Annotated in this window: 6 protein-coding genes and 1 pseudogene; 6 read left to right on the top strand and 1 reads right to left on the bottom strand. The window is 70.4% G+C overall.

Annotated features, from left to right (window positions below; genetic code table 11):
* Positions 1–214: 214 nt before the first annotated feature.
* Positions 215–716, top strand: a pseudogene (locus ACIA8D_RS39750) (transposase); the annotation flags it as partial.
* Positions 717–950: 234 nt separating this feature from the next.
* Positions 951–1,895, top strand: a complete 945-nt coding sequence (locus tag ACIA8D_RS39745) for a C45 family autoproteolytic acyltransferase/hydolase (protein ID WP_399240036.1) — start codon at positions 951–953, stop codon at positions 1,893–1,895.
* 253 nt (positions 1,896–2,148) lie between these two features.
* Here ACIA8D_RS39745 and ACIA8D_RS39740 read toward each other — a convergent pair whose 3' ends face one another.
* Positions 2,149–2,634: a MarR family winged helix-turn-helix transcriptional regulator gene (locus tag ACIA8D_RS39740; protein WP_399240038.1), complete on the bottom strand. Its 486-nt coding sequence runs from the start codon at positions 2,632–2,634 to the stop codon at positions 2,149–2,151.
* A 79-nt stretch (positions 2,635–2,713) separates the two neighbouring features.
* On the opposite strand from ACIA8D_RS39740, the gene ACIA8D_RS39735 reads away from it, so the two are divergent.
* From ACIA8D_RS39735 to ACIA8D_RS39720, 4 genes are all read left to right on the top strand, one after another.
* Positions 2,714–3,586 carry an alpha/beta fold hydrolase gene (locus tag ACIA8D_RS39735; protein WP_399240034.1) on the top strand — a complete coding sequence of 291 codons (873 nt, stop codon included), beginning with the start codon at positions 2,714–2,716 and terminating at the stop codon, positions 3,584–3,586.
* Between the two features lie 81 nt (positions 3,587–3,667).
* The gene (locus tag ACIA8D_RS39730; protein ID WP_399240032.1) at positions 3,668–4,861 is read left to right on the top strand and encodes a cupin domain-containing protein; all 1,194 of its coding nucleotides are present in this window, start codon (positions 3,668–3,670) and stop codon (positions 4,859–4,861) included.
* A 2-nt stretch (positions 4,862–4,863) separates the two neighbouring features.
* The gene (locus ACIA8D_RS39725; RefSeq protein WP_399240030.1) at positions 4,864–5,691 is read left to right on the top strand and encodes a fumarylacetoacetate hydrolase family protein; all 828 of its coding nucleotides are present in this window, start codon (positions 4,864–4,866) and stop codon (positions 5,689–5,691) included.
* Positions 5,688–6,320 carry a maleylpyruvate isomerase N-terminal domain-containing protein gene (locus ACIA8D_RS39720; RefSeq protein WP_399240028.1) on the top strand — a complete coding sequence of 211 codons (633 nt, stop codon included), beginning with the start codon at positions 5,688–5,690 and terminating at the stop codon, positions 6,318–6,320. Before ACIA8D_RS39725 ends, ACIA8D_RS39720 begins: the two co-directional genes overlap by 4 nt.
* Positions 6,321–6,322: the final 2 nt, after the last annotated feature.

The following is a 6,322-nucleotide window of genomic DNA, read 5'->3' as shown; positions in this document are numbered from 1 at the left end:
CGCTACTAGGTCTTTCCGGCGCCTTGCGATCGCACGCACCAGACGCCGCGGCGCCGCCCTCCGGGCGACGACGGGAGATTGAAGACAGGCCCTAGCAGGATGCGCTCCTCGAGCGAGAGTCCGCACAGTCGACTGGCTTGTTCCTTAACCTCTCAGGCCGTCAGGGCAGCCGTGAATGCCGTGTGGTGAGCCGCCAGCCATGCCTGGATGCGGTCAGGCCCACTCCGACCTGCTACGCGACTGCCGCAGACGAGGTATGCACGACCCCGAGCTGGTCGTCGGCGACGGTGCGATGGGCCTGTGAAAGTCCCTGGCCGCAGTGTTCCCCGCGAAATATCACAAACGCCCTGCCGAAGCCCGCGGGGCCATCGACGCGTTCATGAAGACCTACGGCACGAAGTGGCCCAAGGCTGCCGCGAAGATCACCGACGGCCGGGACGAGCTGCTCGCCCTCTACGACTACCGGCCGAGCACTGGGTCCACTCGCGGACCACGAACCCGACCGAGTCCACATTCTCTACGGTCAAGCTGAGGACCAAAGTCACCCGCGGGGCCGGCAGCCCGGCCGCTGCCCTCGCGATGGTGTTCAAGCTGGTCGAGTCCGCCCAGGAACGCCGGCGCGCGATCACCGCGCCTCCCTCGTCGCCCTGGTCCACTCCGGGACCAAGTTCGAGAACGGCCTCCTGGTCGAGCGCGACGAGACCGTCGCAGCCTGATCACACGTCACCCGAACCGCATCAATTGGCAATTGGCTTCGCCACCCGCCTTCTTGACTCCCGGTTCTCTCCAACACGGGACTTCTTCGCCTACGTGGAATCGGCCCCGCTCGCGTTCAGCGGTTTCATCAGATTCAGCGCCCGACCGTCGCCGATGGCGGACACCTGGTGATTACCTGCCCAGTTGGCTAGGTTCTCCTCTCCTCGTCCGATTCTCACAGGGGAGTGGCAGCCGTGTGGCAACAGCACAAGACCTTCCAGGCGATCGAGGTCGGCGACGGCAGCGACGGGCGGTGGGCCGCCTACGCCCGGGGCCTGTGGCAGGAGATGGAGGGCCTGCTGACCGAGGAGGGCCGTACTCCGGAAGGCGCGGATCGTGTTCGGGCGCTGTTCCGTGCGCACATGCCGGAACTGGTCCCGGTTCTGGACCGTCTGGCCGGCCAACTCGACCGGCCCGAGGCGGAAGCCTTCCTCACGCACGCGGCACTGCGGCCGTTCGCCCCTGCCTGCACCCAGATCGGCCAGAACGGCACCCTGCTGCGCAACTATGACTTGCCGCCCGATCAATGCGAGGGGACCATCGTCTCCTCCTGCTTCCTGCGCCCCGTGATCGGGATGCAGGACATGCTGTGGGGCTTGCTGGACGGGATGAACGACGCCGGTCTCGCGGTCTCGCTCACCTGGGGTGGACGTTCTGCCTACGGACGCGGCTTCGCCATTCTCATCGTGGTGCGCTACCTGCTGGAGACGTGCGACACCGTCGATGAGGCGGTCGGCAGGCTGCGGTCCCTGCCGGTCGCCGTCCCCCAGAACCTCACCCTCGTCGATCCCGTGAAGGCGATGACGGTGTTCGTGGGGCCGGATATGTCACCGATGGTGGCACCGGACGCCTGCGCCGCCAATCACCAGCACCTGCCGGTGACCGACGAGCAGGAGCGGACCATGGGGACACAGGAGCGGCTGCGCGCCATTCGCGCCGCGGGTGCGGACGTGGCGGCGATGCTGAAGCCACCGCTGTATCGATCCGCCGACGAGCAGGGGTCGAGAACGCTCTATACCGCCCACTACCGGCCCGCCGAGGGCCGGGTGACGTACTACTGGCCCGGTGAGTCCTGGCAACAGTCCTTCGGTGACTTCACACCCGGATCCCGCACCATGACCTTGGGCCGGGCCAGCTGAGAGGCTTTCCGGGCCTTCCGGACCCCCGCTCACCCCTGCACGAAGGTCTGGCAAGAACGTGATCCCACCCGCCGCTGACAGACCGTCCCACGGCCGACCCTGCCACGGTCGCACGATGAACGGCACTTCGCCCGATACACCCCAAGGCATCTCTCGCTACGTGGTCACCAATCCACAAGTCTTGACAATTGCTCGCCCCGCGTCGGGTCTCGCGCGTATCCAGCTCAGCGCCTGACTCATCGTCAACCGGCCTTCACGGGGCAGCTCTTAGGTCTGGGACCACGGGCTTCAGCATCCCCGTCAGAAAGCCCCTCACCGCGGCCAGTTCCCGCTCGTCGTATCCCCGCAGCAGGTCCACCGCCCGGTCGATGAGCGGTCCGAAGTGGGCCCAGCCGAGGGCGACCGCCTGCTCGGCGACTTCGATGGTGACCTTGCGGCGGTCCAGCGCGTCGCGCACCCGTCGCACATGACCCGCCCGTTCCAGGCGGTCGACCAGAGCCGTGGTTCCGGCCGAGTTGAGCCCGAGCGCCGCGCCGAGCTGCCCCGCTGTGGTCGTCTCGCCGGCGCGGGCGGCATCCATCAGGGCGATCAGCGCACGCACGTCGGTGGGGTGCATGCCGTTGTGCTGGGCGAACCGGGTGCTGTGCCGGCCCAGGTCGACGGCCACCGCGCGCAGCAGGTGGACGATCTCCATCTCGGGCCCCGGCGTGGCTCGTTCGACGGGTTCCGCCCTCTCCATCTCGGGCACGGGCCACCTCCACGTATCATCTCGCCCAACAAGTATCTTGCTCAGCGAGATAATAGAGGGGTCGCCGTTCATGAACGCTCGCGATGGCTACGATGCCGACAACTTCCTCATCGCCTACGACAAGGTCATGGCCAAGTGGCCTGCCGCTCGTGAGACGGCGAGCGTTCCCACCCCGTTCGGCACGACACACGTCAACGTGTGCGGACTGGCCGGCAATCCCTCGCTCGTCCTCCTGCCCGGCGGCGGGGGCGCGACCTCCGCGTCCTGGTACGCGCAGGCCGCCGTACTGTCCCGCACGCACCGGGTGTTCGCGGTCGACCTGATCGGCGCGCCCGGACGCAGCACTCCCGACGGCGACCGCCGTCTCCGCACCGTCGCCGACCTGTCGGCCTGGCTGGACGTGCTCCTCGACGGCCTCGGGGTGGCCGAGACCGACCTGGTCGGACACTCGTACGGCGCCTGGATCGCCCTGCATCACGCCATGCGCACGCCCGGCCGGGTCCGTCGCCTGGCCCTTCTCGACCCGACCCAGTGCTTCGCCGGGTTCAGCCCCGCCTACTTGCTGCACGCACTGCCCATGCTGCTGCGGAGCACACCCCGCCGGGTCCGCACCTTCCTGGAGTGGGAGGCCGGAGGCCGCCCCCTCGACCCCGACTGGCTCGCCCTCCAAGAGGCGGCCGCCGGTTTCCCCGCCCTCCGGCCCGTAACCGGTCCGCGCCCGGCGGCGGACGCCCTGCGCGGTCTGAGCCTGCCGGTCCTGCTGCTGCTCGCCGGAAGCGGCAGGGCCCATGACCCGTCCAAGGTGGCGGCACAGGCCGAGGCGCTGCTCCCGCGCGTCGCGACGACCGTGCTGCCGGATGTGTCCCATCACGCGCTTCCGTACGCGATGCCGCCCGGGGCGAACCGCAGCCTTTCCGACTTCTTGGTGCGGGCCGGCGACTGAGCCCCAGCCGGGTTCCGGGCCTCGGATTCTGCTGTCAAGAATCTGACAGCCCTCTCAGTGGACACGCGGCACGCTGACTCCGTGACCGAGACCCCTTTCACCCAAGACACCGCTGTGGGCTCCCCGGTACGGCTCCAGGCCGTCACCGCACAAGGGCAGCCCGAGGTCACCCCGGCGCTCGAGGAGCTGTACCGGGGCTTCGAGCAGGAACTGCTCATTCCGTTGTGGACCGAGATCGGCGGCCTGATGCCGGAGCAGCCGCGCTCCCGGGCCGTGCCGCACCTGTGGCGCTGGGAGAAGTTGCGCGAGCTGGCCGCGCGGGCCGGGGACCTGGTCCCCGTGGGCCGCGGCGGCGAGCGCCGCGCCATCGCGCTGGCCAATCCCTCCCTCGAAGGTCGGCCGTTCGCCACCCCGACGCTGTGGGCCGCGATCCAGTACCTGATGCCCGGCGAGGACGCCCCCGAGCACCGGCACACCCAGCACGCCTTCCGCTTCGTGGTCGAGGGCTCCGGTGTGTGGACGGTCGTCGGCGGCGACCCCGTGCCCATGAACCGCGGCGACTTCCTGCCGCAGGCGGGCTGGAACTGGCACGCCCACCACAACGCGACCGCGGAGCCGATGGCCTGGATCGACGGCCTGGACATCCCCTTCCAGTACGTCACCGAGGCCCAGTTCTTCGAGTTCGGCCGCGACGAGATCAGCGACGCCGAGCGCACGGCTCCGGAGCGCTCGCGCTCCGAGCGGCTGTGGGCCCACCCGGGCCTGCGCCCGCTGTCGGCCGCTCCCGCCACGCCGGGCAGCCCGCTGCTGTCCTACAAGTGGGAGTACACCGACGCCGCGCTGCGCGACCAACTCCTGCTGGAGAAGGAGGGGTTCGGCGGCACCGTCGAGCCCGGCCACGCCGCCGTGCGCTACTCCAACCCGCACGACGGCTCCGACGTGCTGCCGACGGTCCGCGCCGAGTTCCACCGCGTCGCCCGCGGCGTCGAGACCGCACCGGTGCGCGAGACCGGCTCCTCCGTCTACCAGGTCTTCGACGGCTCCGGCGTCGTGACCGTCGGCGAGAAGTCGTGGACGGTGACCCGGGGCGACCTGTTCGTCGTGCCCTCCTGGGAGCCGTTCTCCGCCCGGTCCGAGGCCGGCGGCAGCGACTCCGACTCCGGCGGCCTCGACCTCTTCCGCTTCTCCGACGCCCCCGTCTTCGAGGCGCTCAAGCTCAACCGCGCGCAGCTCGACCGCACCCGGCCCACCACTCGTACCCAGAAGGACGCCTGACGATGAAGCTCGCCACCCTCCGCACCGCCGACGGCACCCGAGCCGTCCGCCTCGACGGCGACGTCCTCGTCGACCTCGGCCACACCGACCTGGGCGCGCTGTTCGCCACCGACGGCTGGCAGGCCACGGCCGCCGCCGCGTGCGGCACCACGTTCCCGGTCGATGGCGCCGACTTCGCCCCGGTCGTCCCGAACCCCTCCAAGGTCGTCTGCGTCGGCCACAACTACACCAACCACATCAAGGAGATGGGCCGGGAGCTGCCGAGCCACCCGACCCTCTTCCCCAAGTTCGCCGAGACCCTGACCGGCGCCAACGACCCCGTCGTCAAGCCCGCCGAGACCGAAGCCCTCGACTGGGAGGTCGAGTTGGCCGTCGTGATCGGACAGAAGGTGCGCCGCGCCGACGAGCGGCAGGCCGCCGACGCCATCGCCGGCTTCACCGTCATGAACGATGTCTCCCTGCGCGACTGGCAGTTCCGCACCATCGAGTGGACCCAGGGCAAGATCTGGGAGGCCACCACCCCGGTCGGCCCCTACGTCGTCACCCCCGACGAGGCCGGCGGCGTCCGCCCCGCCCTCGAAGTAAAGACGACCGTCGACGGCGAGGTCATGCAGCAGGACGACACCGGCACGCTGCTGTTCGACCCGGTCTTCCTCGTCCAGTACATCTCCACCGCCATCACCCTCAACCCGGGCGACATCATCGCCACCGGCACCCCGGCCGGCGTCGGCAACGCCCGCGACCCCAAGGTGTTCCTGGTCCCCGGGCAGACCGTCGTCACCGAGATCGCCGGCCTCGGCGCCTGCGTCAACGAGGTGGTCGCGGCATGAGCACCGCCGAACGCACCTTCACCGACGCCCGCGCCTGGGCCCGCACCGGCACTCAGCTCTTCGTCGACGCCGTCTCCGGCCTCGACGAGGACGGGTTCGCCGCCCCGAGCGCGCTGCCGCGGTGGACCCGCAAGCACCTGGTGGCGCACGTCGCCGCCAACGCCGACGCGCTGTGCAACCTCGTGCACTGGGCGGCCACCGGCGAGCAGCGACCGATGTACGCCTCCGCCGACGAGCGCGCCGCGGGCATCGCCAAGGGCCCTACCCTCTCCGCCGCCGAACTGCGCACCTGGCTCACCGGATCCGCCGAGCGCCTCGCCGAAGGCCTCGACCGGCTCACCGACGACCAGTGGCGCCACGAGGTCGTCACCGCCCAGGGCCGCACCGTCCCCGCCACCGAACTGCCGTGGATGCGCGCCCGCGAGGCCTGCGTGCACGCCGTCGACCTCGGCACCGACGTCACCTTCGCCGACCTGCCGGACGGCTTCCTCGCCGCGCTCACCGACGAGATCCGCGCCAAGCGGGACCTCGCCGCACTCCCCGAAGGGCCCCTCCCCGAGGTCACCGCCTGGCTGGCGGGCCGGCCCCACACCCTGGCCGACGCGCCCCAACTCGGCCCCTGGCTCTGAGA

The sequence above is a fragment of the Streptomyces sp. NPDC051684 genome (assembly GCF_044453445.1).
Classification (GTDB): Bacteria; Actinomycetota; Actinomycetes; order Streptomycetales; family Streptomycetaceae; genus Streptomyces.
This window is presented reverse-complemented; position numbering and strand designations above follow the sequence as displayed.

Excerpts from the sequence above, each read along its gene's own strand:
- ACIA8D_RS39740 (WP_399240038.1), bottom strand. The coding sequence starts at position 2,634 with ATGGAGAGGGCGGAACCCGTCGAACGAGCCACGCCGGGGCCCGAGATG.
- ACIA8D_RS39735 (WP_399240034.1), top strand. The coding sequence starts at position 2,714 with ATGAACGCTCGCGATGGCTACGATGCCGACAACTTCCTCATCGCCTAC.
- ACIA8D_RS39725 (WP_399240030.1), top strand. The coding sequence starts at position 4,864 with ATGAAGCTCGCCACCCTCCGCACCGCCGACGGCACCCGAGCCGTCCGC.
- ACIA8D_RS39720 (WP_399240028.1), top strand. The coding sequence starts at position 5,688 with ATGAGCACCGCCGAACGCACCTTCACCGACGCCCGCGCCTGGGCCCGC.